The sequence below is a fragment of the Roseateles terrae genome (genome assembly GCF_014192155.1).
Classification (GTDB): domain Bacteria; phylum Pseudomonadota; class Gammaproteobacteria; order Burkholderiales; family Burkholderiaceae_C; genus Roseateles; species Roseateles terrae.
This window is the reverse complement of record NZ_JACHXO010000001.1, coordinates 281,309-302,570: the sequence shown is the minus strand read 5'-3', so window position 1 is coordinate 302,570 and position 21,262 is coordinate 281,309. Positions and strand designations below refer to the sequence as shown.

Sequence of the window (21,262 nt, the reverse complement as noted above, 5' to 3'; positions counted from 1 at the left end):
TAAGTATTAGAAGGGAATGGCCGGCGGAGCCGGACAGGAATGACATGGAGCAAACAGGCCCCGGCTCGGGCCTTTCGGCTCGCAGTCAAAGAACCCGCCCTGACCCAGCCACCGACCCGACTCGAAGAATCAAGAGCCGGTTGTGTTAACGCAGTCCCATCAACCCGCCGCGAGGTTGAAGTGATTCACCGCCAGCCCCATCGACTTGTAGGTCTTGAACCTCACCCGCCCCGCAGCCACCTGCTCCGGCTCGGTCGACACCAGTTCCAGCACCCGCTGAAACCGTTCCAGCTCCGGCGGCGGATCCGGCTCGAAGTTGAGCAGCGCCTGGCATCCCACCAGGTCTTCCAGGCGATCCGACAACAACACCGGCGTGCGCTCCCGCAGCACCTCCGGTGTGTCCGGCTTCAACAGTACATGTGGCAGGAACTCCTGCGGATCAAACGTCCACAGCGTCTGATCCAGCCGTTCCAGCAGCCGCCTCGGCCCCCAGACCCCGGTCTTCAAACCGGCGCCCAGGGTCTTTCGCAGCAGACGGCAGGCGTAGGCCTGGCGGTCGGGCACCCCGGTGTAGAAATTGACTTCGGTCACCAGGACCCCTCCCACCCGTTCAGCGCACCTGCGACAGCACGAAGTGGGTCAGCAGACCCACCGGACGACCGGTGCCGCCCTTGGCGGCGCCGCCCTTCCAGGCCGTTCCCGCGATGTCCAGGTGACCCCAGCGGTACTTCGAGGCAAACCGCTGCAGGAACTTGGCTGCGGTGATCGAGCCGCCTTCACGGCCCGCCACGTTCGCCACATCCGCGAAGTTGGACTTCAGACCTTCCGCATAGTCGTCGTCCAGCGGCAGACGCCAGCACGGATCCAGCGCCGCTTCGCCCGCTGCGCTCAGCGAGGCCGCCAGCTCATCGTCGGACGCATACATGCCGCTGCGCACGCCGCCCAGGGCGATCACGCAGGCACCGGTCAGCGTCGCCACGTCCACCACCACCGCCGGCTTGAACCGCTCGGCGTAGGTCAGCGCGTCACACAGGATCAGACGGCCTTCGGCATCCGTGTTCAGGATCTCGATGGTCTGGCCCGACATCGACGTCACCACGTCGCCCGGCTTGACCGCATTGCCGCTCGGCATGTTTTCGCAGGCCGCCACGATCACCACCAGGTTGATCTTCGGCTTGAGCTCGGCCACCGCACGCAGGGTGCCCAGCACGCTTGCCGCGCCGCCCATGTCGAACTTCATCTCGTCCATGCCGGCGCCCGGCTTGATCGAAATGCCGCCCGAGTCGAAGGTGATGCCCTTGCCCACCAGCACCACCGGTGCCTGGGTCTTGGCGGCGCCTTCATAACGCGCCACGATGAAACGCGGCGCTTCCACCGAACCCTTGGCCACCGACAGGAACGAGCCCATGCCCAGCTTCTCGATGGCCTTCTGGTCCATCACCTCGACCTTCAGGCCGTGGCTGCGGCCCAGGGCCTTGGCCTGCTCGCCCAGGTAGGTCGGCGTGGCCACGTTCGGCGGCAGGTTGGCGCATTCGCGCGCCAGCGCAATGCCGTTGGCGACCGCCTGACCGCGGGTCAGACCGGCCTTCACCGCCTTGGCATCTTCCTTGCCCACCAGCAGCGTGATCTTGTCCAGCTTCGAGGCCGCCGGGGCGCTCGGCTTGGTGGCACGGTACACATACACCGCCTCATTCGCGGCCAGCACCGTCTGCTCCACCAGCGACTCGGTCAGCGCAGCATCAAACCCCACGAAGGTCACCGCCGCATGCACCACGCCACGTCCCTTGACCTGACCCAGCGCCGCAGCCACCGCGGCGCGGGCCGCCTTCAGCGAGCTGCCGCTGGCCGCCACCACCAGGCGTGCGGCCTTCAGACCGGCCGGACGCGTCAGCGTCACGACCTGACCCGCCTTCAGCTCGAAATCCCCCAGCTTGATGGCGTCCTTGACCAGACCCGCAACGGTCTTGTCCAGCCCCACAGGCAGCGTGTCACCAGCAACCACAACCACCAGAGCGTCTGCTGTTTGCGACGCCAGCGCGTCCTGCGACGCGGACAGAGTGCGAAAGTCCATAATGCCGAGAAGTAGATAAAGTGCCCGGATGTTATTCGATTCAACCGTACGCAAGGAAACGGCCCGCAGTTTCGGCCTCGCTTTCGTGGTCATCCTCACCATTGTGGTGACGATGCTGCTGGTGCGCTCGCTCGGCATGGCCGCCAAAGGCTCCGTCGCGCCCCAGCACGTGCTGCTGTCCCTCGGCTACCTCACCCTCGCCCAGTTGCCCGTCATGCTCAGCCTCTCGCTGTTCGTGGCCGTGGTGATGTCCCTGGGCCGGATGTACAAGGAGTCCGAGATGACCATCTGGTTCGCCAGCGGCCTCGGGCTCTCCCGCTTCATCCGCCCCGTGCTGGCGACCGCCTGGCCGGTGATCCTGGTCGTGGCCGTGCTCATGACCATCGTCTGGCCCTGGAGCAACAACAGCAGCAGCCAGTTGCGCCAGCAATTCGAGCAGCGCAGCGACCTCTCCCGCGTCGCCCCCGGGCAGTTCCAGACCTCCAATGACGGCAGCCGCGTCTTTTTCATCGAGCGCGACCCCACCAACGAAGCCGCCGCCCGCAACGTGTTCATCATGAGCAACAGCGAGCATCTGGAGTCGGTCACCACCTCGGCGCAGGGCGCCCTGGTCACCCAGGACAACCAGCGCCTGCTGGTGCTCGACCACGGCCAGCGCAACGACATCGACACCCGCAACGGCGACAAATCGGTCGCCCGCTTCGACCGTTACCTGGTGACGGTCGATGAAGCCGTCATGCGCACCTCGGACACCCGCCCGCCCAAGACGCTCTCCACCTTCGAGCTGATGGCCAATCGCAGCAAACCCAACGACGGCGAGCTGGCCTACCGCTTCGGCATGATCCTGGGCTGCGTCAACCTGGTGCTGCTGGGCATTGGCATCTCGGCCACCAATCCCCGGCGGGCCAGCAACTGGAATCTGCTATTCGCCCTGCTGGCGTTCATCGTCTACTTCAACCTGATCAACCTGACCCAGAGCTGGGTGGTCAATGGCAAGTATTCGCTGGGCAGCAGCCTGCTGGCGCTGCATGGCCTGGCGCTGGTCATCAACCTGCTGCTGCTGGCCTGGCGTGACATGGGCAACCGGCTGAGCCTGCCCTGGAAGCGCCCGCCACCCAGCCCGCCCGCGCCGCCGCCGGCCCCGCCGCCCGCACCGGTCTCCCCGGTGGCCCCCGCACTCGGAACCCCGCTGTCGATGCAGAACCCCACCACGCCGGGAGTGCCGGTATGAAGACCGTCCGCCGACTGCTGTACCGGGACATCCTCAGCTCCTTTGCGCTGGTGATGGCGGGCTTCCTGGCCCTGTTCTTCTTCGTGGATTTCATCGACGACCTGGACCGCTTCCAGCGCCTGGGCCTGGGCGTGGGCTGGGCCGTCTGGTCCTGCCTGCTCAAGATGCCGGGCCGGTTCTATGAGCTGATGCCGATTGCGGTGTTGATCGGCACCATCTTCAGCCTGGCGCGGCTGGCCCAATCCAGCGAATTCACCATCCTGCGCACCGGCGGCCTGAGCCCCGCGCGGGCGCTGGGACTGCTCAGCATCATTGCGCTGTTCTTCGCCTTGACCGCCTTTGTGGTGGGCGACTACCTCACTCCCTGGGCAGACAAAGAGGCCCAGCTGCTGAAGTCTCGCGGCAATGGCGGCGTGACCAATGCCTCCGGCGCCTGGATGAAGGATCGCGACGGCGACTACACCTATGCGGTGCATGTGGGCCGGGCCAAGGCCAGCGGTGTGATGGAAGACGTGCTGATCATGGAATTCGACCCCAAAGGCGCCATGACCACCCGGCTGACCGGCAAACAAGGCACCGTCGACAGCGCTGGCCGCTGGCAGCTGCAGGACGTCAAGCTGATGCAATGGAGCCGGGCGCTGACGCCGCTCAACCGGGCTGCCGGCAGCGTGGCCGACCCGAAGGATCCTCAGGCGCCGCAGGACAAGCTCAGCGACAACCCCACCGTGCGGGAGCTGCTGCTGCCCGCGTACAGCTGGCAGAGCCAGTTGCCCTCTGGCGTGGTGGCCGCCGCGGTACAGCCGACCTGGAACATGTCCACGCTGGAGCTCTACCGCTACACCCGCCACCTGTCGTCCCAGGAGCAGGCGTCCCAACAGCCGGAAATCCAGTTCTGGCGCAAGGCGTTTTATCCTTTCGCCTGCATGGTGATGGTGGCCCTGGCGCTGCCCTTCGCCTATCTTCACTTCCGCTCCGGCGGCATCAGCGTGAAGGTGTTCGGCGGCATCATGCTGGGCATCAGTTTCGTGGTGCTCAATGCCATCGCCGGCCACGTCGGCCTGCTGCGGGACTGGACGCCCTGGCTGGTGGCTTCTGCACCGAGCCTCTTCTACCTGGGCATTTCAATGGCCGCCTTCGGCTGGCTGGTACGTTACCGATGAAGGAAGTTTCGGACATGACCGTGTCGCCCCACCCCGCCCCGACGCCATCCGGCGCCCGCCCGGAGAGCGACGCTGCCAACGGCGATGGACTACTGCTCTTCGCCCACGGTGCCCGCGACCCGGCCTGGGCGGCGCCGTTCCAGGCCATTGCCGCCGAATTGCAGACCCGCCGTCCGGGCCTGCCTCTGGCGCTGGCCTATCTGGAACTGATGACGCCGGACCTGGCCACCGCCGCCGGCGCGCTGGTGGCCCGGGGTTGCCGCCGCATCCAGATCGTGCCGATGTTTCTCGGCTCCAGCGGCCATGTGCGCCGCGACGTGCCACCGCAGGTGGAAGCGCTGCGCGCCCAGCACCCGGGCGTGCTGTTCCTGCTGCATGACGCCATCGGCGAGCAGCCGTCCGTCATCCGCGCGATGGCCGCCGCCACGCTGGACGTGGTCTCCGCGGTCGCCAGCCTGCCCGGTGCGCTGCTGACCGCCCCTCATGACGTGGCCGCGAGCGTGGCACCCGACGCATCCGCGTCGGCCGCCGTGGGCACCAGCACCGGACAACCATGAACCTGCACCAGTTCCGGTTCGTGCAGGAAGCGGCGCGCCGCAACCTCAACCTGACCGAAACCGCCAAGGCCCTCTACACCTCCCAGCCCGGCGTCTCCAAGGCCATCCTGGAGCTGGAGGAAGAGCTGGGCGTGGACATCTTCTCCCGGCACGGCAAGCGGCTGCGCAGCATCACCGAACCGGGCCAGCAGGTGCTCAAGTCCATCGAGATCATCATGCGCGAGGTGGGCAACCTCAAGCGTATCGGCGAGGAATACTCCAAGCAGGACGCCGGCACCCTCTCCATTGCCACCACCCACACCCAGGCGCGGTATGTGCTGCCCGGGCCGGTGACCCAGCTGCGCCGACAGTTCCCGCAGGTCAACATTGGCCTGCATCAGGGCAGCCCGGACCAGGTGGCCCGGATGCTGATCGACGAAACCGCCGACGTGGGCCTGGCCACCGAGTCGCTGTCCCAGTTCGATGAGCTGGTGACGCTGCCGGCCTATGAATGGCAGCACGTGCTGGTCATGCGGGCCGAGCATCCGCTGGCCCAGCTGGAACGGGTGGACCTGGAGCAGATCGCCAACGAGCCGCTGGTGTCCTACCACCCCAGCTTCACCGGCCGCACCCGCATCGATCGGGCGTTTGCGCAGCGTCAGCTCACGCCCAACATCGTCCTGGAGGCCATCGACTCCGACGTCATCAAGACCTACGTTCGCCTGGGCCTGGGCATCGGCATCGTGGCGGAAATGGCGGTGCGGGAAGACCCGCCCGGTGGCGAGCTGGTGTCGAGGCCGCTGGGCCATCTGCTGGGTCAGAACATCGCGCGCATCGCCTTCAAAAAAGGCGCCTACCTGCGCAACTACGTCTACAGCTTCGCCGAGCTGCTGTCGGACCGCCTCAATCGCAGCCTGCTGCAGCGGGCGATGAGCGGAGACTCCAACGACTACGGGCTGTGAGGCCATCATGAGCGCCACCCATCCTTCCGCCGAGGCCTCTTCTTCCGAGACCTCCGTGACCTCCACGAGCTCCGGACCTGCCGCGCCCTACACGCCGGTCCCGCCGAGCCGACTGCCGCAGCTGGGCACCACCGTCTTCAGCGTGATGTCTGCCCTGGCGCAGCAGCACGGCGCGGTGAATCTGGGTCAGGGATTCCCGGACTTCGAAGGGGATCCGGCGCTGCTGGATGCGGTGGACCGGGCCATGCGCGGCGGCCACAACCAGTATCCGCCGATGCCAGGCGTGCCGGCGCTGCGACAGGCGATTGCGGCCAAGATCGAAACGCTCTACGGCCACCGCTATGACGCGGACCGCGAGATCACCGTCACCGCTGGCGCCACCCAGGCCATCCTGACGGCCCTGCTGGCCGTTGTGCATCCCGGCGATGAAGTCATCGTGCTGGAACCGGCCTACGACAGCTATGCGCCCAACATCGCCCTGGCCGGCGGCGTGATGGTGCCGGTGCCGCTGGACCCGCACACCTTCCGCCCGGACTTCGATCGCCTGCGGGCCGCCCTGTCGCCCCGCACCCGCGTGCTGATGATCAACACGCCGCACAACCCCAGCGGCAATGTCTGGACCGCGGACGAGATGCAGCAACTCGCCGGCCTGCTGGAAGGCACCGAGGTGCTGGTGCTCAGCGACGAGGTCTACGAGCACATGGTCTACGACGGGCAGCAGCATGAGAGCGTTTGCCGCCTGCCTTCGCTGGCGGCGCGCAGCTTCGTGGTGTCCAGCTTCGGCAAGACCTATCACGTGACCGGCTGGAAGGTCGGCTTCGTGGCCGCTCCGGCGCCGTTGATGGCCGAGTTCCGCAAGGTCCATCAGTACAACGTGTTCACCGTCAACTCACCGATGCAGGTGGGCCTGGCGACCTACATGGCGGACCCGGCGCCCTACCTCGGCCTGGCCGACTTCTACCAACGCAAGCGGGACCGCTTCCGCGCCGGCCTGGCGGACACGCCCTTCCGGCTGCTGCCCTGCCCGGGCAGCTACTTCCAGTGTGTGGACTACAGCGGGCTGCCCGCGCCGCTGGCAGCCATGGACGACATGGCGCTCTGCCAGTGGCTCACCCGGGAGGTGGGCGTGGCGGCGATTCCGATGTCAGCGTTCTACAGCGCCAAGGCGGCACGGCCGTCCATCATCCGCTTCTGCTTCGCGAAGAAGGATGAGACGCTGAATCTGGCGCTGGAGCGGTTGCGGCAGATTCAGCATCGACCCGCTCAATAGGCTTTTGGCTTTTTCGGCGGCTCGTTGTCCTCGGCCAGTGTGAGGTCCAGGTCCACATCCAGCGACTGACCCACCCCGGGCCGGGCGGGACGCGAAGGGCTGCCTGCCGCCGGTGACGGTGCCTGCCAGGTCATGGTGGCCATCATGTCCGCCGGCGCAGTGGCATCCAGAGGCAGGAAGACGTCGATGTCCTGATCGCGCGATTCGTGCTCGGCCCGGTCCCGCGCCACCGCGTACAGCAGCAGCAGGTCCCGATACGCCGGCAAGCCCAGCTCACCGTTGTACTCCTGATGATGGGAGAACAGGTCCTGTAGCAGGCTCATGCTGCCGGCCGCATCCACCCAGGCACTTTGCAGGCGCTCCACCAGCTCGGGATGCGACTCCAGCCCGGACCCTTCGTTCAGGTCGTCACTCCAGGACGGCGCGCGGGCGCGGAACTGCTGGCTGAAGCGGGCGGCCACCCGGTCGAAGGAGGTCCGGTCGCCGCGCCGCTGGTAGAGCTCCATCAGCTTGAGATACGGCAGTCCGCTGGCAGCGTCCCGCTCGCCCAGCCGGCTGGAGAGCAATTCAATGGCGGCGTCATCCTGGCCCAGCACCAGGAAGAAGTCCACCTGCTGTTCCAGGTCGATCAGCTCTTCCACCGTCACCGCGCCCAGCCCGTTGAGGTCGCGCAGCAGCGGGGCCGGACGGGTGTCGCCAGGCGGGGCACGCATCTCGAAGCTCAAGGGCTCCATCGCCTCCAGGCTGGCCAGCGCGTCCAGTGCGTCGTCCGCGGCCGCGGTGGCGGCGCTGCGGCCCGGGCGGCTCGGCACCATGCCGCTGTCCGGCAAGCTCACCTGCGGCGATGGCTCGGGCGCGGGTGCCACACGAGGCGGCAGCTGCATCGTGCGCTCCGGGTCGGTGATGTTCAGCGGCATCGGCATCGTCGTCGGCGCATGGCCGGCGCCACTGAGCTCCTGCCGGTCCATTGCCACCAGGGCCGCAGCGGCCGCGCCCGGGGCGCTGTGCATGGAATCGGAATACGTGTCCACATGGCCGGCACTGGCCGCACCGGCGGTGCTGGCACTGCCGGCGGCGCCACCGGCCGGGCCGCCTGCGCCCTCGCCTGGCGCTGCCGCCTGGGGGTCTCCCCACCAGGTCTGCGGCCCCGCATGGCGGCCGGCGCCGCGGCTGCGCCAGAGCAGCAGGCTGCTGGCGGCCAGACCCAGGCTGACCAGGGTCAGCACCAGCATCCAGACCGGGGTGCCGGCGGCATCGCGCTGCTCCCGCGCGGCCTTCAATTCCTCGCGCAGCGCCTGCAACACCTCATTGGTGCGGCGCTGCTCCGCCTGCAGGTCGGCCACCCGCTTTTCCATGACGGCCAATTGCGCACGCGCCTCGGCAGCCGCGCTGGCGGCACTGGCCGCTTCGGCGGCCAACGGGGCCGTGGTGGGCGGCAGCAGGACTTCCGCCGGCTCCATGGACAGACGGGCCCCGCCGCCGGCACGAGGGGCGACGTCCCGGCTGGCGGTCGTGGCCGTTCGCGCGCCCGGAGCGCGACGCTTGCGCTGCGGGGCGCTGGCGGCCGAGGCCGCCGCCGCAGGTGCGTCTGAACCGGCCACCACATCGGGCAGCGCGCCGCCGCGGGTACGGGCGGTGGCGGACTCCCGGGGCGCCGGGCGAATGTTGCTGCTCGTGGCTGCCTGGAACGCAGGCACGTTCTCCCCGCGCGGCGCCGGACCCGCATCCGCCAGTGGCTCGTTGCCATGGCCGGGCGGATCGATGAAGGCGGTGTACTGACGTGTAAACGAACTGCTGCAACCGAGGGTCAGGCTGATGGAGACCAGCGGCTCGTTGATGGCCTGGGTGCTGCGTACCCGCACGCCACGCACGCCCTGCTGCGCATCCGTCTCCAGCTGCCAGCGCAGCGTGGAGGGCAGCAGTTGCGATTCACCGGCGGTGACTTCACCCCGGACACATTCCGAGGTGACCTGCTCACCGGGCGCCACCTGGACCGGAAAGAACAGGTTCAGCGGCTGGCCCAGGGCCGAGGCCGTCTGCGGCCGACCGACTCCGAGGCTCCATGCGGAGGTGGACATCACCGCCAGACAAGCGAGCATCAGCGCGCTGGGAGCGGGGAAACGGCCCCGCTGGCTGTGATGGTGTCTGTTCATCCCACTTTGAAAAGGCTTGTTGGGTGCGTTTCACTCTAGCACGGCCTTTTACATTCGAGACTGGGTTTCCCCCCTGTTTCCTCCGCAGGGACGAAGCTCGCAGCCACGTCCCCCGTACGGTGGGCAAGGCAACACGGCCGGGGCCCCCTCGAACACGGTCAGGGCCACTCGTTGACCTGGGACAATTCGTCCACCCTCGCTAAGCCCGGCCACCGATGGGCGCCTCCTAGAATGCCCGCATGCTCGCTTCCCGGGTCCTCGTTGCGCGTCTGGCATGGATCGTGTCCTTCACGCTCCTGATGTCCGCGTGGATGCCGAGCCTGGCCCACGTCTTCGTGACGCCGAAGGCCGGTGAATTCGTCGAGATCTGCTCGGCCACCGGCACCATCTTCATGCGGCTGCAGGCAGAGCCGGGGATGGAGACGAAGACGGGGACGGAGACGAAGGCGAATAAGGACGTGGATGACACCGAGGCGTCCAGCCACCCAAGCCCGTCCGCCGACGCATCGTCGTCGATGAACTGCCCCTGCTGCTCCCTGCATCACGGCGCGCCGTCGCTGCCACCGTCCGAGCTGCAGTGGACCCCGCCCGATGCCTTGCGCTTCGAGCGACCCACGCTGTTTCTGCAGGCACCCCGCCTGCTGTTTGCCTGGGCGCCCGCCCTGGCCCGAGGCCCTCCTGACCTGAGCTGAAGCGCTTCTCTTCGAGAGGCACGCTGTGCGTCATCCCGTGTCGGACGGGCGCAGCGTTTCTCCAGCGTGTGCATCGCCAGCGGCCCCCTGCCGCCGCGCGGCGCTGCCTGCGCTCGCTACTTTCTACTCAGGTTGCCCTCAGGCTCTTCTTATGCATCGATTCCTTGTGCTGACGCCGCTCGCGTCGGCGTGCATCGCCGTGTCCGCCCTCGCTCAGACAGCCCCCGCCGACACGCCCTCCTCCCCCGCTGCGGACGCCGCGCTCACGCTTGGCGCCGTCCGCATCGACGGCCGTTCCTCCGGGGCGCTCGATGTGCGCCGGGTGTTCAGCTCGGTCGACATCCTTGGCGCCAGCCTGCTGGAGGACCAGCATGTGGACTACAGCTGGGAACTGCTCACCCGTGCGCCCGGGGTGCAGGTCACCCAATTCAAACAGGGCACGGACGCGGGACGCTTCAGCTTCCGCGGCTTCAATGGCGAAGGCCGGGTGAATGCGGTCAAGCTGCTCATCGATGGCATTCCCGGCAATGACAATGCCGGCGGCATGCCGTATCTGGATGCGGTGTTTCCGCTGGAGATCGAACGGATCGCCATCGTGCGGGGCACCAACGACGCCCGTTATGGGCTTCACAACATCGCCGGTAATGCCGACGTCATCACCCGACAAGGCGGCGATGAAGGATTTGCCAGCCTGACCGTTGGCAGCTTTGGCACGCGGGAAGTGCAAATCGCGAAGGCCTGGACGCTCGGCGATTGGCAGCAGAACTACTTCATCGGCTGGCGGGACTCGGACGGTTACCGGGACCACGCCCAGGCCCGCAAGCAGGCGCTCTCCGGCAAGTGGTTCTACACCCGGGCCGATTTGGGCTGGCGCGCGGGCCTCACCGCCCGCTACTTCCACAACGATGCGCAGGAGTCCGGCTACCTCACCCGAGAACAGGCTGAGCAGACACCACGCCTCTCCCCGGCCTATGCCAGTACCGACGGTGGGGAACGCAGCATCCGCCAGGTGGCGCTGCACCTGGACGGGACGCTCAGCCCCGCGAGCACCTGGACGCTCAAGCTCTATGGCAACAACTACGAGAACCAGCGCTTCGTCCGCTTCTCCGCGGCGGGGGTGCAGCAGGAACGGGACAACCACGAACAGCACACCGGCCTGCTGACGACCACCACTTGGCGGCCGAGCGTTGCCTGGGCGCATGAGTTCGCGCTGGAAGGTGGGATTGAACTGCAGTGGCAGCAGAACGAGGCCCAGCGGTATCGCACGGTCGAGCGGGTGCGCAGCTCGCAATTCCGCGACTGGGATTTCAATCAGCAGACACAAGGCGCCTATCTGCAGGCACTGATCCGCCCGGTGCCGGCATTGACGCTCATCCCCGCCCTGCGCGTCGAGCACCTGGACGGCACGATGCACGACCGCTTCGCCGGCAAGACCTATGCGATGTACGACTACGGTTGGGTGAAACAGCCCAAGTTCAGCGTCATCTATGCGCTGACGCCGGACGCCAGCGTCTATGCCAACTGGGGCCGGACCTTCCAAGTCGGCAGCGGCATCGATGCCTACCGCACGCAAGACCGCAACCTGCGCCCTTCCCTCAACACCGGATGGGAAAGCGGGTTGAAGTGGCGGCCCCTGCGGCAGCTCGAAGGGCGTCTGGCCTATTGGGAGCAGCGGGCTTCGGGAGAAGTGGCACGGGTGCTTGGCGTGGATGGCCTGCCCGATGCCGGCGGCAACGGCAATGTCGGCCGCACCCTGCGGCGCGGTCTGGACCTGCAGCTCAGCGCGCAGGTCACGCCGGCAGCCCGGGTCTGGGCGACGTATTCCAGGCAGCGAGCCACCATTGAGACTCCCGATCCCACCGCACCGCAGACGGCCGGCAAGGAGATCGAGAACGTTCCACACTCTCTCGTGAGCGGCGGTTGGGACTGGCTATGGACGGACGCCTCCCGGTTCTCGCTCTGGGCCTATGGGCAAGGCGGCTACTTCCTGGAGCGGACCAACACCCAACCGCGCACCGGTCAGGCATTCATCGTCAACGCCAGCGTGCAGGTACGCGCCACGGCGCGATGGACCCTGCAGCTGCAGGTGAAAAACCTCGCCGACCGGCGCACCGTGTATGGCTGGTATGACAGCGGCTCGTCCGGCTACTCGCCGGCGGACGGCCGCAGCGTCTCCCTCAGTGCTGACACACGTTTCTGAGCGAACTTCGATTCCGTCCGGCGCCGCGTGCGTCAGCCGCGCGGGGGTGGATGCGCCGTTCCGGGGCGGCGTTCTGGTTTACCCAGGATCGCCCCGTCGTCGCCCGCGGGCACCGTCCCGCTCATACACAATAGGCGCGACGAATCTGGAGACGACTGGCGCTGTCGCGCCAGCGACAAAGCATGAACAGCTCGGTTCTTACAATTTCCGAACGCAACAACATCGAGTCGGGGCCTTGGTTTTCCAAACTGTCTCTGCCCTTGCGCAGCGACATTCTGGCGCGCGCATTTGTCCGCCGCCTGCCCGACGGCGCGCTGATGTCCGTGCGCGGCGAGCCCGCGGTGGAATGGGTCGGTGTGGCCAAGGGCGCCGTGCGGGTGAGCTCGGTCTCGCTCTCCGGCAAGCAGGTGACGCTGACCTATGTCGAGCCCGGCACCTGGTTTGGCGACATCGCGCTGTTCGACGGCCTGCCCCGCACCCACGATGCCAGCGCCCATGGCGAGACCACGCTGCTGGTCGTCCGCAAGGCCGACTTCAAGGACTTGCTCTCCCGCCACACCGAACTCTACGAAGCCCTGCTGCGCCTGAATTGCCGACGGCTGCGCCTGATGTTCGACGTGGTGGAAGACCTCAACACCCGGCCGCTGGCCTCGCGCCTGGCCAAGCAGATTCTGCTGCTCGCCCGCAGCTACGGGGTCACGCAGGGCGCCCAGGGCACCGAAGAGATCCGCATCGGCCTGCAACTCGCCCAGGAAGATCTGGCGCAGCTGCTGGGTGCGTCCCGCCAGCGCGTCAATCAGGAGCTCAAGGGCTTCGAGCGCGAAGGCGCCGTGCGGGTGGAACCCACCCGGCTGGTGCTGCTGAGCAAGGACAAGCTGCTGGCCATCGCCAATCGCTGACCGCCATCCGTCGCCCTGCGCTGCAGGGGCCGCGGTGGCGTCACCCGACCCCTTCCAGAGAACAGGAGACATCGTGGACGACATATTCACCGGCACCCGGGCGCTGGCCCAGCCCATGGACCTCAGCGCCCTGCAGGACTGGCTGACCCGGGAGATCCCCGGCTTTGCCGGCCCCCTCACCGTCGAGCAGTTCAAGGGCGGCCAGTCCAATCCGACCTACAAGCTGATCACGCCGGACGCGCAGTATGTGATGCGCTCCAAGCCGGCGCCGGTGGCCAAGCTGCTGCCCTCGGCCCACGCCATCGAACGCGAGTTCACCGTCATGCGGGCGCTGGCAGGCTCCGACGTGCCGGTGCCGCAGATGCTGGCGCTGTGCGAGGACGAATCCATCATCGGGCGCGCCTTCTACATCATGGAATTCGTGCAGGGCCGCGTGATGTGGGACCAGACCATCCCCGGCGCCTCCAATGCCGAGCGCACCGCGATCTACGACGAGATGAACCGCGTCATCGCCGCATTGCACAAGGTGGATGTGAACGCCGTTGGACTGGAACAGTACGGCAAGCCGGGCAATTACTTCGAGCGGCAGATCGGCCGCTGGAGCAAGCAGTACCAGGCCTCGGTCACCGGACCGAATGAAGCGATGGACCGGCTGATCGACTGGTTGCCGCAGCACATTCCGGCCTCGGCGCGAGACGAGCGGGAAGTGTCGATCGTGCATGGCGACTACCGGCTGGACAACCTCGTTTTCCATCCCACCGAGCCCCGCGTACTGGCGGTGCTGGACTGGGAACTGTCCACCCTGGGCCATCCGCTGGCGGACTTCAGCTATCACTGCATGTCCTGGCACATCCGGCAGAGCGGTGCGGCGCGCGGTCTGGGCGGCGTGGATTTGGCGGGCCTGGGCATCCCGGATGAGCTCAGCTATGTGCGCCGCTACTGCGAACGCACCGGCCGCGGCGATGCCGCGACGGTGATGAAGGACTGGAACTTCTACCTGGCCTACAACCTGTTCCGCATCGCAGCAATTCTTCAGGGTATTGCCAAGCGGGCGGAAGACGGTACGGCCTCCAGCGCGCGCGCCAGGGAGGCCGCGGCCGGCGCGGTGCCGATGGCCGCGCTGGGGTGGCAATTCGCCGAGAAGGCCTGACCGGGCTTCAACGGGCCATCATCGAGCCTTTATCGAGCCTTTATCGGGCCTTGGACGGCCTTTGGCGGGGATTGCACGGGGGGGGCACGCGGATTGGACGCGGGAGGCACGGGCCGGCTTCCCGCCGCACTCCCCAGCGCTCCCCCTCGGTCGCCTCAAGCCGACGCGCCGTCCTCGCTCTCCGCCGGACGGTTGTGCCAGGCGGCCGACGTGGTGGTGGGCCACATCGCATCACCGCCATTGCGACGGCTGAGGTCCTGCGCACTCATCGCGGCTGCCTCCAGCACGCTCACCAGCCCCTGCACTTCATTGAGCGTGGGGTCGGCCATGGAGGTGCGCAGGTAGATGTTGCCGCGCAGGCTCAGCAGCACAAAGGGTCGCCCTTCCACCAGGATGTCCTGGCTGGCCTGGGCCAGCCGTGCGCACAGCTCCGGAGACAGCCAGGCGCTGGACAGCTCCCGGCTGACGCTGACCGAGCCGAAGCGCTGCTTCACCAGCTTGGATTCCTGCACCGGCTGCTTGGGGAACATCACCAGCCAGCGCATTTCTTCAGGGGTGTCCGTATCCACGCGGGTGCGCAGGGTGTCGGTGTAGGCTTCGAAGACGCTGCGCTCGAGCTCATCCATCAACTGCCGCTCAATGACCATCATCTGCAGGTCGGGATGCAGCTTCAGCTCACAGCGCATGCGCAGCTCGGCGCCCTTGATGTAACTGCGCTGGGATGGGCCCCATTCGATGCGGGTGAGACCTGGCAAGGTGCGGGGCAGGTCGATGACAAAGCCGCGGCCGTCGCGGGTGTGCCGCAGCACGCCCCCGCGTTCCTGGGCCCACTCGGCCAGCGGACGCCACCGCGCAGCATTGGCACGAACGGTGAACCACTGTCTGATTTGTTTGATTACCATGAGGCTGGGGAAGCGCGACGGCCCGGTTCCGAAGGGTTGGATTGTGGCCCCGCGCCCCAACGGAGAACGCAAGATGATCGAAGTGTATTCATGGCCCACGCCCAATGGGCACAAGGTGCACATCATGCTGGAGGAATGTGGCCTCCCTTACCGGGTGATTCCCGTGGATATCGGGGCCGGGGAACAGTTCGACCCCAAGTTCCTCGACATCAGCCCGAACAACAAAATTCCCGCCATCGTCGATCCCGACGGGCCGGACGGCGCGCCGATGCCGATGTTCGAATCCGGCGCCATCCTGCTCTACCTGGCGGGCAAGACGGGGCAGTTCCTGCCGGCGGACACCCGCGGCCGGTATGAGGTGCTGCAGTGGCTGATGTTCCAGATGGGCGGGGTGGGCCCGATGCTGGGCCAGACGCATCACTTCCGCATCTACGCCCCCGAGAAAATCGACTACGCCATCGATCGCTACACCAACGAGGCGCAGCGCCTCTACCGGGTGATGGACAAGCGCCTGGCGCACAGCCGCTATATCGCGGGAGACACCTACACGATCGCCGACATGGCCATCTTCCCGTGGCTGCGCAGTTGGAAGAACCAGGGGGTGACCTTGAGCGACTTCACCCACCTCAAGGGCTGGTTCGACGAAATGGCCGCGCGCCCGGCGGTGCAGCGGGCGGTGGAGGTGCTGGCGGACCGCCGCAAACCGCTGGTGGACGACAAGGCGCGCGACAACCTGTTCGGCTCGGCGCAGTACAAGCGACACTGAGCAAGGCCGTGCGGCAGCTGACGGCTCATGACCGGCGGCTGGGACCTGAGGGCTGACCGCTGGCAGCTGAGAGCCGATTGCTGGCGCCTGGCGGCTGGCGGCTGGTGGCTGGCGGCTGGCGGCTGGCGGCTGCCGGCTGGCGCCTTACTGGGTCGTCGGCGGGCGTGAGTCGCCTTCAGCCACTCAAAGTTTGCCCAGCCGGACCCGGTCGCCGAGTTCGGTCAGCCAGCGGCGGCCGTCCTCACGGATGGCAGTGGCCAGGCCTTTGTCCTGCAGCCGCTGCTGCATTTCTTCGCTCACGATCATGCCGCCCGGCGCCTGCGGAATGAAGTACAGGGCCGCGCGCTCTTCGGGGGTGATGACCAGGGTCTCCTGGGAGGGCGTGGACGGATTGGAAGACATGGGAATCTGACAGCGGGTCTGAATGAAACGGCCCGCAGTATGCCAAGACTGCCCCCCACCTCAGACCCCCGGGTCGTGCGTTGCGTCACACCCCAGGCGGGGCCCCCTCATCCCTGGGGCGGGGAGCGAACGCAGATGGCCTGAGAATGCGCGCTCGGGCGAAAAAGCTGCGCCACAGCAGCGTTCACGAGGGTGGGATGAATCCAACAACAGAACCGGGGTCATTGAGCCCCGAGCCGCAGCCATCGGGTTGGCTGGACGGCGTCACGCGCAAGCTGCTGGTGGCCGGCATGGCCGCATTGGCGATTCTTGCGCTGGTCTATCCGGAGTCGCGCAGGCGCGAGGCCATTGCCGCCGTCGAAGCCATTCATCATTGCGATCTGGCGGCCGCACGCGCGGAGCTGACGGATGACGCCCGTGAGCTGGCGGCGGCGCATTGCCGGACGCTGCGAATGGCGTATCGGGACCAGTTCGGGCAAGAGCTGTAGCGCGGCGCCGGCTGCAGCCTGACTGGAGGCCCCAGCGCCTCAGCAGGCCATGGCTTCTTCCACCTCGCGCTCGTCCCGGGCGGCGGGGCTGTCGTCGTCGGGATCGTGATCGCGGTGGTGGTGACGGTCCTGCTCCGACCAAACGCCGACGACTTCATGAATGCCACCGTACGGATGACCGGTCTCCAGCCCCTCCTCCTGCGCCAGCTGCTCGTCGTGCGAGGGCGGCACCTGGATGACCTCGGACGCGGCGCGTCGCAACTCGGCTTCGCGCATCAGCGTCGCGGTGCGCGGATTGGCCCGGATCATCTGCGATGCGAGCGCGATGGCGCCGCGCACGTCCGGACGCCGCTGCGCCCAGTGGGCCAGCAACGGACCATGGCGTTCGGGAAAGACTTCCCACCACGCAACGATGCTTTTGGGGTCGTTCAGGTCGAGCAGCATGTTCGTTCCTTTGTTCCCGTTCACGGGAGCCATGCGACAACTGTATACGCATACAGTGTTTTTGCCAATCACCCGCGTTTCCCCCTTTTGTCGTGGGGGCCGCCCTTCTCCACCTCCTCGCCCTCTCACCGGCGTTGCACTGAGCGCGTTCAATTCCACGTAGGGAAATCCCTCACAGCGGACGGCGTCAATGCCTCACGCCAGGACGGCCCTCGTCCGGACTGACGCCGGTTGCGGTACCACCTAGAGTCGCGGCCATTCCAAACGCCATTGCGACCCCGCACCTCCTCCATGCTCGCCATCGACAACATCAAGATTGGGAAACGACTGCTGCTGGCCTTTGCCGGTGTGTGTGCCTTGCTGATGGCCGTGGGGGCGTTGGCCTATGTGGGCCTGGTCGGTGTCGGCGCGCAGCTGGACACCATCACCGACGATGTCTATCCGAAGGTGAAGCAGGCGGCGGTGATGACGCGCGCGGTCAATCAGCAGGCCCGCTCCGCCCGCAACCTGATGCTGATCGACACCCCCGCGCAGCGCGCCGATGAGCTGCGCAAGATCACTGAACAGACGCCAGTGGTGGACGAAGCGTTCCGCAAGCTCACGCCGATGATGAGCAGCGACGCTGGCAAGGCGATGCTGGCCGGGCTGATGGACAAGCGCAAGGTGTACCGGGAAGAGCTTTATGTGTTCGTGGCCAAGGTTCAGGCCAACGACATCGAAGGCGCCAAGGTCGCCCTGCTGGAAAAGGTGCGCGGCCCGCAGCTGGACTACATGAAGGCGCTGGAAGCCTTCACCCTGCACGAAGAGGAACGCATGGACCATGCCGGCGATGACGCCGACCGCGCCATGGCCACTGCCGCCCGCTACATCGTTGGCGGCAGCCTGCTGGCGGTGCTGTTTGCCGTCGCGGCCGGCGTGCTGATCAGCCGCTCGATCACCCGCCCGGTGCAGACCGCCGTGCAGGCGCTCAAGCGTCTGGCGGCGGGCGACCTCACCGCGGATGCCGGCGGCACCACCGTGATCGAGCGTCAGGATGAAATGGGCGAGCTGCTGCGCGCCGTGGACGCGACCACGCATTCGCTGCGGCAGGTGGTGAGCTCGGTCCGACAGGGTGTGGACTCGGTGTCCACCGCTGCGGGTGAAATCGCCGCCGGCAACCTGGATCTGTCCGGCCGCACCGAACAGCAGGCCAGCGCGCTGCAGCAGACCGCATCATCGATGGAGCAGCTCACCAGCACGGTCTCTGACAGCGCCACGTCGGCCCGTCTGGCTGCCGACCTGGCGCAGGCGGCCAGTGCATCGGCCGGCAAGGGCGGCACGGTGGTGGCCGATGTCGTCACCACCATGAATGACATCACCGAGGCGAGCCGCAAGATCGGCAGCATCACCAGCGTGATTGATGGCATTGCGTTCCAGACCAACATCCTCGCGCTGAATGCCGCCGTGGAAGCGGCACGTGCCGGCGAGCATGGGCGAGGCTTTGCCGTCGTCGCTGCGGAGGTGCGCACGCTGGCGCAGCGTTCGGCCCAGGCTGCCAAGGAAATCAATGGCCTGATCGGCAATTCGATTGAACGGGTGGAGGCCGGTGCCCATCACGCCTCGCTGGCCGGCACGACGATGCAGGAGATCGTGTCGCAAGTGGACCGTGTGTCGCAATTGATTCGGGACATCTCCTCCGCGGCGACCGAACAGAGCGCCGGCATTGGGCAGGTCAATACTGCCGTCGGCCACATGGACCAGGCCACACAGCAGAACGCGGCATTGGTCGAGGAAAGCGCCGCCGCGGCGCAGAGCCTCGATGATCAGGCACGCAGCCTGCTCAAAACGGTGGAGGCCTTCCGGCTCTGACACGGCCGGGCGGACCCGCGCCGCGTCCCTAATTTCACAACGCGTCACCAGCCGGGTTTACCCAGTGATCCGTTACGCTTGGCCCCATTACAGTCCCGACACGTTGTAGCAATACCGGCCCTTCCTCGCCAAGAAGGACCCGCGCCGCCAGCTGTCAGGCGGCGCCTCAACAGGGAGAGGCCCAGGTGAACACACCGACTTTCACTCAGCCCACGACCCCGGAAAGCTGTTTCGGCGTCATTGCTGAACATGCGCAATCGCTGGGGTTCTCTTACTGCACCTTCGGACTGCGCCTGCCATTGCCCATCACGCAGCCGCGTACGGTGTATTACAGCAATTACCCGCAAGCCTGGCAGGCGCGCTATCACGAAGCCGGCTATCTGGAGGTGGACCCAACGGTGCATCACGGCATGCGGTCCTCGACGCCGATTGTCTGGAGTGATGCCGTCTTTGCCGAGGTCCCGCAGTTGTGGGAAGAAGCGCAATCGCACGGCTTGCGCCATGGCTGGGCGCAATCGCGGCGCGACCCTGAAGGTATTTTCAGCATGCTGGTGCTGGCCCGCACCGATCCGCCGATTGATGCGGATGAACTCGCCGCCAATGAGCAGCGCATGCAATGGCTGGTGCATTGGGCTCACACCACCATGAAGGCGGTCTGTGACGACACCGGCATGAAACCGCAAAGCGTCGTGCTCTCGCCGCGCGAAATCGAAGTGTTGCGCTGGACCGCAGAAGGCAAGACCGCGTCGGAGATTGCGACCATCCTGGACGTCTCCGAGCGCACGGTGAATTTCCACGTCAACAGCGTCGTGGCCAAGCTCGACGCCAGTAACAAGACCAATGCCGCCGTGCGGGCCGCCCTGCTTGGCCTGATCTGGTGACGGTCAGGGGCCGTCGTGACCGGGTCCGACCAGCCCCAGCACCTGACAGGTGGCCTGCTGCCACTGGCAGCGCGACATCAACTGCTCGACATAGGGGTAGGTCTCCTCCGCAGACAGGTCGCGACCGCTGTCATCCACCAGCAGCACATTGGTGCGCAATTGCCGCCAATTGGCCAGCATGAGGCGGGAATTGGCATCCCAATACCAATCCCAGCCGAATGACAGTTTGCGGTTGCCGTCCACGGCCCATTCGGTCACGCCTGCGCTGGAGGGCTCGCGCACCGAGAATTCCTCGGCCACGTCGTCATCAAAGGAGGAGTAGAGGTGCGTCGGCTGCAGCAACAGCAGCTCGTTGTAATGCAGTCGCACCCAGGGATCGATCCGAGTCATTCCCGGTTCCGGTTGATGGGTCATCTGTTGGTTGTTCACGTCCGTCATTTCTCAGGTCATGCCTCAGGTCATGCCGCTCGGCCCCGGGCGGTCATGCTGCATGGGCCAGAGCCGCGGCGCAATGGCGCGGTGTCATGTCGCCCGGCACCTCCGCCGCGGACCCTGATGCGGACGTTGCATCGGGGGTTTGCACGTCGGCGGCCGAGCCACCCGTCAGGCCTGCGCAGGCGGCCAGTGCCTGCATGGACCGTTCATTGACGGCAATGACGCACGCCAGAATCGCCTCTCCCTCATGAATCACAGGCGGGCCCAGACGCTGCACTTCCACCTGGGCCCTGCGCATAATACGCTCGACCGCCGGGGTGGTCACCGCCAGCAGCTGATGCACGCCGCAGGTTTTGCAGAACTGCAGCGCCTGAAGCAGCAATTGCTCAGCCAATCGCTTCACCGTGCCTGTACGGTCCGTTTCATTCGGAATGCCGCAGGCGAATCGTGACAGCTCCCAGATCTGCGCACTGTTGGGCACCGCCACACCATTGAGCAGTTCGGCGAAGACCTCACCGAGCAGATAGGCACCGGTCGTGGGCAGCAGGCGGGCGCAGCCGGCCACGCGGCCGCTGTCGTCCTCCGCCACCAGATGCACCGTTTCCGGATGATCGAACTGGTCCAGTTCCACCTGCGCCTGGTCGTCGCCCAGTTGCCAGCCCAATCGCTGGACGAAAACCTGATGACGGTAGCGTGCCAGTGCCCACAGTTGTTGGGGGCTCATTTCGCTCGCAGACTGACAGCGGTAGTGCATGAGGGGCTCCACAAGGAT

21 protein-coding genes are annotated in these 21,262 nt (G+C 66.7%); 13 read left to right on the top strand and 8 right to left on the bottom strand.

Features of this window, described 5'->3' with window-relative positions; translation table 11 throughout:
- Positions 1-159: 159 nt before the first annotated feature.
- Positions 160-591 (bottom strand): DNA polymerase III subunit chi, encoded by a 432-nt coding sequence (locus FHS28_RS01330; RefSeq protein WP_184293981.1) that lies wholly within the window; start codon positions 589-591, stop codon positions 160-162.
- A gap of 19 nt (positions 592-610) precedes the next feature.
- Entirely contained in the window at positions 611-2,071 is a 1,461-nt protein-coding gene (locus tag FHS28_RS01325) for a leucyl aminopeptidase (RefSeq protein ID WP_088449442.1), read from the bottom strand.
- Between the two features lie 28 nt (positions 2,072-2,099).
- Between FHS28_RS01325 and lptF the strand changes: the two genes are divergently transcribed.
- From lptF to FHS28_RS01300, 5 genes are read left to right on the top strand one after another with little or no spacing between them, the layout of a single operon-like run.
- Entirely contained in the window at positions 2,100-3,302 is a 1,203-nt protein-coding gene (gene lptF, locus FHS28_RS01320) for an LPS export ABC transporter permease LptF (protein ID WP_088449443.1), read from the top strand.
- Positions 3,299-4,462 (top strand): LPS export ABC transporter permease LptG, encoded by a 1,164-nt coding sequence (lptG, locus tag FHS28_RS01315; RefSeq protein ID WP_088449444.1) that lies wholly within the window; start codon positions 3,299-3,301, stop codon positions 4,460-4,462. The genes lptF and lptG overlap by 4 nt, the downstream gene beginning before the upstream one ends.
- Positions 4,463-4,476: 14 nt before the next feature.
- Complete coding sequence (locus FHS28_RS24525) at positions 4,477-5,019, top strand: sirohydrochlorin chelatase (RefSeq protein WP_088449757.1); 543 nt, start codon at positions 4,477-4,479, stop codon at positions 5,017-5,019.
- On the top strand, positions 5,016-5,960 hold the full coding sequence (locus FHS28_RS01305) for a CysB family HTH-type transcriptional regulator (RefSeq protein WP_088449445.1): 945 nt from the start codon (positions 5,016-5,018) through the stop codon (positions 5,958-5,960). The genes FHS28_RS24525 and FHS28_RS01305 overlap by 4 nt, the downstream gene beginning before the upstream one ends.
- Before the next feature lie 7 nt (positions 5,961-5,967).
- Complete coding sequence (locus FHS28_RS01300) at positions 5,968-7,230, top strand: pyridoxal phosphate-dependent aminotransferase (protein ID WP_088449446.1); 1,263 nt, start codon at positions 5,968-5,970, stop codon at positions 7,228-7,230.
- Here the strand turns inward: FHS28_RS01300 and FHS28_RS01295 are convergent.
- Positions 7,224-9,383 carry a type IV pilus assembly protein FimV gene (locus FHS28_RS01295; RefSeq protein ID WP_088449447.1) on the bottom strand — a complete coding sequence of 720 codons (2,160 nt, stop codon included), beginning with the start codon at positions 9,381-9,383 and terminating at the stop codon, positions 7,224-7,226. The two genes, FHS28_RS01300 and FHS28_RS01295, sit on opposite strands and share 7 nt — an antisense overlap.
- Positions 9,384-9,622: 239 nt before the next feature.
- Here FHS28_RS01295 and FHS28_RS01290 point away from each other — a divergent pair, with 239 nt between their 5' ends.
- The 4 genes from FHS28_RS01290 (at position 9,623) to FHS28_RS01275 (ending at position 14,324) form a co-directional block, all read left to right on the top strand.
- On the top strand, positions 9,623-10,075 hold the full coding sequence (locus FHS28_RS01290; RefSeq protein ID WP_088449448.1) for a DUF2946 domain-containing protein: 453 nt from the start codon (positions 9,623-9,625) through the stop codon (positions 10,073-10,075).
- 151 nt (positions 10,076-10,226) lie between these two features.
- Complete coding sequence (locus FHS28_RS01285) at positions 10,227-12,275, top strand: TonB-dependent receptor (protein WP_088449449.1); 2,049 nt, start codon at positions 10,227-10,229, stop codon at positions 12,273-12,275.
- A gap of 182 nt (positions 12,276-12,457) precedes the next feature.
- Positions 12,458-13,174 carry a Crp/Fnr family transcriptional regulator gene (locus tag FHS28_RS01280; protein ID WP_088449450.1) on the top strand — a complete coding sequence of 239 codons (717 nt, stop codon included), beginning with the start codon at positions 12,458-12,460 and terminating at the stop codon, positions 13,172-13,174.
- Between the two features lie 115 nt (positions 13,175-13,289).
- Positions 13,290-14,324: a phosphotransferase gene (locus FHS28_RS01275; protein WP_088449758.1), complete on the top strand. Its 1,035-nt coding sequence runs from the start codon at positions 13,290-13,292 to the stop codon at positions 14,322-14,324.
- Between the two features lie 155 nt (positions 14,325-14,479).
- Here the strand turns inward: FHS28_RS01275 and FHS28_RS01270 are convergent, their stop codons facing one another.
- The gene (locus tag FHS28_RS01270; RefSeq protein ID WP_088449451.1) at positions 14,480-15,226 is read right to left on the bottom strand and encodes a hypothetical protein; all 747 of its coding nucleotides are present in this window, start codon (positions 15,224-15,226) and stop codon (positions 14,480-14,482) included.
- A 73-nt stretch (positions 15,227-15,299) separates the two neighbouring features.
- On the opposite strand from FHS28_RS01270, the gene FHS28_RS01265 reads away from it, so the two are divergent.
- Entirely contained in the window at positions 15,300-15,992 is a 693-nt protein-coding gene (locus tag FHS28_RS01265) for a glutathione binding-like protein (RefSeq protein WP_088449759.1), read from the top strand.
- Positions 15,993-16,175: 183 nt separating this feature from the next.
- Here the strand turns inward: FHS28_RS01265 and FHS28_RS01260 are convergent, their stop codons facing one another.
- The gene (locus FHS28_RS01260) at positions 16,176-16,394 is read right to left on the bottom strand and encodes a hypothetical protein (protein ID WP_184293979.1); all 219 of its coding nucleotides are present in this window, start codon (positions 16,392-16,394) and stop codon (positions 16,176-16,178) included.
- 197 nt (positions 16,395-16,591) lie between these two features.
- Between FHS28_RS01260 and FHS28_RS01255 the strand changes: the two genes are divergently transcribed.
- Complete coding sequence (locus FHS28_RS01255; RefSeq protein WP_184293977.1) at positions 16,592-16,882, top strand: hypothetical protein; 291 nt, start codon at positions 16,592-16,594, stop codon at positions 16,880-16,882.
- A 39-nt stretch (positions 16,883-16,921) separates the two neighbouring features.
- Here the strand turns inward: FHS28_RS01255 and FHS28_RS01250 are convergent, their stop codons facing one another.
- Positions 16,922-17,326, bottom strand: a complete 405-nt coding sequence (locus FHS28_RS01250) for a hypothetical protein (protein WP_088449453.1) — start codon at positions 17,324-17,326, stop codon at positions 16,922-16,924.
- 291 nt (positions 17,327-17,617) lie between these two features.
- Between FHS28_RS01250 and FHS28_RS01245 the strand changes: the two genes are divergently transcribed.
- Together FHS28_RS01245 and FHS28_RS24520 are read left to right on the top strand one after the other, a co-directional pair.
- The gene (locus FHS28_RS01245) at positions 17,618-19,174 is read left to right on the top strand and encodes a methyl-accepting chemotaxis protein (protein WP_088449454.1); all 1,557 of its coding nucleotides are present in this window, start codon (positions 17,618-17,620) and stop codon (positions 19,172-19,174) included.
- 185 nt (positions 19,175-19,359) lie between these two features.
- Positions 19,360-20,055, top strand: a complete 696-nt coding sequence (locus FHS28_RS24520) for an autoinducer binding domain-containing protein (RefSeq protein ID WP_088449455.1) — start codon at positions 19,360-19,362, stop codon at positions 20,053-20,055.
- 3 nt (positions 20,056-20,058) lie between these two features.
- On the opposite strand, the gene FHS28_RS01235 is transcribed toward FHS28_RS24520, so the two are convergent.
- Entirely contained in the window at positions 20,059-20,445 is a 387-nt protein-coding gene (locus FHS28_RS01235; protein WP_184293975.1) for a DUF4902 domain-containing protein, read from the bottom strand.
- Positions 20,446-20,536: 91 nt separating this feature from the next.
- Positions 20,537-21,214, bottom strand: coding sequence for an acyl-homoserine-lactone synthase (locus FHS28_RS01230; protein ID WP_184293973.1), 678 nt, complete (start codon positions 21,212-21,214; stop codon positions 20,537-20,539).
- Positions 21,215-21,262 lie beyond the last annotated feature (48 nt).

Coding starts and splice junctions, on each gene's coding strand:
- FHS28_RS01325 (WP_088449442.1), bottom strand. CDS start 2,071: ATGGACTTTCGCACTCTGTCCGCGTCGCAGGACGCGCTGGCGTCGCAA.
- lptF (WP_088449443.1), top strand. CDS start 2,100: ATGTTATTCGATTCAACCGTACGCAAGGAAACGGCCCGCAGTTTCGGC.
- lptG (WP_088449444.1), top strand. CDS start 3,299: ATGAAGACCGTCCGCCGACTGCTGTACCGGGACATCCTCAGCTCCTTT.
- FHS28_RS24525 (WP_088449757.1), top strand. CDS start 4,477: ATGACCGTGTCGCCCCACCCCGCCCCGACGCCATCCGGCGCCCGCCCG.
- FHS28_RS01305 (WP_088449445.1), top strand. CDS start 5,016: ATGAACCTGCACCAGTTCCGGTTCGTGCAGGAAGCGGCGCGCCGCAAC.
- FHS28_RS01300 (WP_088449446.1), top strand. CDS start 5,968: ATGAGCGCCACCCATCCTTCCGCCGAGGCCTCTTCTTCCGAGACCTCC.
- FHS28_RS01295 (WP_088449447.1), bottom strand. CDS start 9,383: ATGAACAGACACCATCACAGCCAGCGGGGCCGTTTCCCCGCTCCCAGC.
- FHS28_RS01290 (WP_088449448.1), top strand. CDS start 9,623: ATGCTCGCTTCCCGGGTCCTCGTTGCGCGTCTGGCATGGATCGTGTCC.
- FHS28_RS01285 (WP_088449449.1), top strand. CDS start 10,227: ATGCATCGATTCCTTGTGCTGACGCCGCTCGCGTCGGCGTGCATCGCC.
- FHS28_RS01280 (WP_088449450.1), top strand. CDS start 12,458: ATGAACAGCTCGGTTCTTACAATTTCCGAACGCAACAACATCGAGTCG.
- FHS28_RS01275 (WP_088449758.1), top strand. CDS start 13,290: ATGGACCTCAGCGCCCTGCAGGACTGGCTGACCCGGGAGATCCCCGGC.
- FHS28_RS01270 (WP_088449451.1), bottom strand. CDS start 15,226: ATGGTAATCAAACAAATCAGACAGTGGTTCACCGTTCGTGCCAATGCT.
- FHS28_RS01265 (WP_088449759.1), top strand. CDS start 15,300: ATGATCGAAGTGTATTCATGGCCCACGCCCAATGGGCACAAGGTGCAC.
- FHS28_RS01260 (WP_184293979.1), bottom strand. CDS start 16,394: ATGTCTTCCAATCCGTCCACGCCCTCCCAGGAGACCCTGGTCATCACC.
- FHS28_RS01255 (WP_184293977.1), top strand. CDS start 16,592: ATGAATCCAACAACAGAACCGGGGTCATTGAGCCCCGAGCCGCAGCCA.
- FHS28_RS01250 (WP_088449453.1), bottom strand. CDS start 17,326: ATGCTGCTCGACCTGAACGACCCCAAAAGCATCGTTGCGTGGTGGGAA.
- FHS28_RS01245 (WP_088449454.1), top strand. CDS start 17,618: ATGCTCGCCATCGACAACATCAAGATTGGGAAACGACTGCTGCTGGCC.
- FHS28_RS01235 (WP_184293975.1), bottom strand. CDS start 20,445: ATGACTCGGATCGATCCCTGGGTGCGACTGCATTACAACGAGCTGCTG.
- FHS28_RS01230 (WP_184293973.1), bottom strand. CDS start 21,214: ATGAGCCCCCAACAACTGTGGGCACTGGCACGCTACCGTCATCAGGTT.